At 71.3% G+C, this 3,405-nt stretch carries 3 protein-coding genes; all 3 read right to left on the bottom strand.

Annotation, left to right across the window (positions count from 1 at the left end):
• Positions 1 to 920: DUF2138 family protein (locus AC1D01_RS25985; RefSeq protein ID WP_477871501.1), on the bottom strand; the 920-nt coding region annotated here is incomplete at its 3' end.
• Positions 921 to 1,058: 138 nt separating this feature from the next.
• Positions 1,059 to 2,666 (bottom strand): phospholipase D family protein, encoded by a 1,608-nt coding sequence (locus AC1D01_RS25980; protein WP_477871499.1) that lies wholly within the window; start codon positions 2,664 to 2,666, stop codon positions 1,059 to 1,061.
• A partial coding sequence (locus AC1D01_RS25975; protein WP_477871497.1) for an FAD-dependent oxidoreductase occupies positions 2,663 to 3,405 on the bottom strand: 743 nt, incomplete at its 5' end. The genes AC1D01_RS25975 and AC1D01_RS25980, both read right to left, overlap by 4 nt.

The following is a 3,405-nucleotide window of genomic DNA, read 5'->3' as shown; positions in this document are numbered from 1 at the left end:
GGGTTGGCCGGCACGGCCGACCACAGCGCGCGGTCGGCCGGTGCGGCCGGCAGCGCCGCGGGCTTGTCGACGCGCAGGTGCGTGGCCAGCACCGCGCCGCCCGGCGCGAGGTCGAAGCGCAAGGCCTTCAGGCCGGGGAAGAAGTGCTGGTAGCCGAACGACATCAGCCGCGCGTCGGCGACCAGGGTGTGGCCGTTGCCGGCCTCGCCGAGGCCGAAGTCGCGCCGGTACACCGCCTGCGTCTTCGCATCGGCCGACAGCAGCGCGGCCACGGCGTCGCGCGACCGGGCGTCGACCTGGCGTTCGCTGTCGAACAGCAGGCCCGGATCGCTGAGCACGACCACGCGGTTGCCCTGCGCCACCAGCGCCAGCGTGCGGCGCGGCGACAGCGTCAGCGCATACACCGGCAGCGTGTCGCCGTTGACGCGGATCTGGTCGATCACGCTGAGCTGGCGGTCACTGGTGGCGAGCGCGGCAGCACCTTGCAGCGTGCGGGCCAGCACGCCGCGCGTCATCGCGATCACCCAGTGGCGCGGCGCGCCCTTGGCGTCGGTCCAGAACGCCATCTCGGCCGGCTCGTCCAGCGCCAGCTCGATCAGCTTGTCGCCGAGCGTGGTGTCGTGTTCGAAGGCGATGCGCTTCAGCGCGCCCTGCAGGCCGAGGCGGCTCTCATGCTCCTCGTAATAGAACGCGAAGTCCTCGGTCAGCACGTCGCGCAGCACCGGCGCCTTGACCAGGTCGCGTGGCAGGCGCGACAGCGCCGGCGTCGACACGTAGGCCTGCGGATGCCCGAGGTCCACCTCGAGTGCGTTGATGTTGCCGCCGAAGCGCGACCAGCCGAGTGTCGCGGCCGCGATCCCGCCGCCCACCAGCACCACCGCGACGGCGACGCCGGCCCATTGCTTTCGATTCAATCCCACGGGTTCCCCCTCCCCCATCCGCGCCATGCTCTTGACGGCGCACGGGCGGCATCATCTCAGTGCCGCAAGCGGGACAGGTGAACCGGTCGTGAAATCAGCGTGAAATGTGGTCGGAGGACGCACCGGCGCGCAGCATCCTCACAACATTTCCTCCGGCGCGAACGGCGACAGCAGCTTCACCGTCAGCTTCAGCCACAGGCTCGCCTCCGGTTCGCTGGTCAGCACCTTCGGCGCGCCGCCGGGCGGCGACAGCGTCCACAGCAGCCGGCCCTCGGCGTCGAGCGACAGCCGGTAGCTGTTGGCGCTGCCGACCTCGTCGTACAGCTGCAGCATCTGGCGCGCGATCTCCGGGCTGTGCATCACGACGCCCATCTCGGTGTTCAGCCGGGCCGAGCGCGGGTCCATGTTCATCGAGCCGATCAGCACGTCGCGCTGGTCGATCACCAGCACCTTGGCATGCAGCGAGGCCTGCGACGAGCCGAACGAGCCGACCTTGCTGCGCGGCAGGTCCAGGTGCACGCGCAGTTCGCGCAGGTCGACGCCGGCCTTCAGCATCGGCTCGCGGTAGCGCGCATAGCCGATGTGCACCGCCGGCGCGTCGGTGGTGGCCAGCGAGTTCGTCAGCACGCGCAGGCGCACGCCGCGGCGCTTCAGGTCGTCGATCAGCGCCATGCCGCGCGCGCCGGGCACGAAGTACGGCGAGATCAGCACCACCTCGCTGCGCGCGCCGCGCAGCAGGCCCTCGACGTCGTCGCTGATCACCTCGTGCGGCGGCACGGGTGCCTCCTCGGTGGCCGGTGCGCTGGCCTTGGTCGGCTTGTCGGCCAGCACGCGCGACGGCGCCCACACCAGCTTCAGCTGGTTGCGTGCGAGCTCGCTGCCGAGCGGCGAGCGGGCGGCGCTCGCCACGATCGCCGGGGCCGAGGCCGCCGCCTCGCCGGCCAGCGCGCTCGCCGGGTGATCGGGTGCGTCAGCCTGGCTCGCAGAGGTCGACACAGTCGCAGCCGCCGAGGCGGCTGGCACATCGACCACCAGGCCGATCGGATACGCCAGCGGGTCGTTCCAGAACCCGTCGAACACCGCCGACAGCGCCTTCACCGCCGGCCCGGCCACCAGCACGTCGATGTCGAGGAAGTTGCTCTGCGCGCTCTGCACGAAGTAGGCGTCGCCCAGGTTGCGCCCGCCGGTCGCGGCCAGCGCGTTGTCGGCGACGAACATCTTGTTGTGCATGCGGTGGTTGATGCGGCCGGCGTCGGTCAGCGAGGCCATCACGCGGCTCAAGGTCGCCATGCGGCCCGACGGGAACGGGTTGTACAGCCGCACCTCGATGCGCGAGTGCTGCGTCAGGCGCAGCAGCGCATCGTCCTGGCCGGCGGTGTTCAGGTCGTCGATCAGCAGCCGCACGCGCACGCCGCGGTCGGCGGCCGCGCGCACGCGCTGCATCAGCGCGCGCGACGATTCATCGCTGTGGATCAGGTAGTACTGCAGGTCCAGCGTCTTCTGCGCGCGATCGGCCAGCGCGGTCAGCGCGGCGAACGCATCGTCGCCCGAGGCCAGCACGCGAAAGCCCGAGATGCCCGGCGACGGCGCATTGGCCGCGACGAACCTGCCGAGCGCGGTGTTCTCCGGATCGGCCAGTGCCTGCACCGGCGCATGCGGCTGCGGCGGCGGCAGGCTGGCGCATCCCCCCAGGCCCGTGAGGCAGAACAGCAGGGTGACGAAGGCGGTGCGCAACAGACGGCTCATTCAAGCGCCAGGGCAATCCGTGTGCCCTGGTCGATGGCGCGCTTCGCGTCGAGTTCGGCCGCTTCGTCGGCGCCGCCGATCAAGTCAGTGGCCACACCCGATGCGCGCAGCGGTTCCAGCAGCTCGCGCAGCGGCAGCTGGCCGGCGCACAGCACGACCGTGTCGCATTCGATCAGCTGGCCGTCGCGCCGTTCTTCGCCGTAGGTGACGAACAAGCCCTGCGGCGTGATGCGCTCGTAGTTGACGCCGCCGATCATCTCGACCTGCTTCATCTGCAGGGCCGCGCGGTGGATCCAGCCGGTCGTCTTGCCGAGCCCCTTGCCGAGCTTGCCGCTCTTGCGCTGCAGCAACACCACCTGCCGTGCCGCCGGCGCGGGCCGGGCCGGCACGACGCCGCCGCGCACCTCGGACGGATCGGCCACGCCCCACTCGGCCCGCCATTCGGCGAGGTTCATCGTCGGCGAGTGTCCTGGCGGCGTGACGAGGAACTCCGCCACGTCGAAGCCGATGCCGCCGGCGCCGATCACCGCCACCTTGTCGCCCACCGGCTTGCGCTGCAGCAGCACGTCGATGTAGCTGAGCACGTGCGGCAGCTCCTGGCCGGGGATCTTCGGATCGCGCGGCGTCACGCCGGTGGCGAGCAGCACGCGCTCGAAATCGCCGGCCACCAGCAGCCCGGCCGTCGCCCGCGTGTTCAGGCGCAGCGTGACGCCGGCCGCCTGCAGCCGGTGGTTGAAGT

The sequence above is a fragment of the Rhizobacter sp. P3_B12 genome (assembly GCF_056402895.1).
Note: the sequence above shows the minus strand (reverse complement) of the source record. Positions and strands in the feature narration are given on the sequence as shown.

What these genes read in the sequence shown, in the direction of transcription:
- AC1D01_RS25980 (WP_477871499.1), bottom strand. Translation starts at nt 2,666, where the DNA reads ATGAGCCGTCTGTTGCGCACCGCCTTCGTCACCCTGCTGTTCTGCCTC.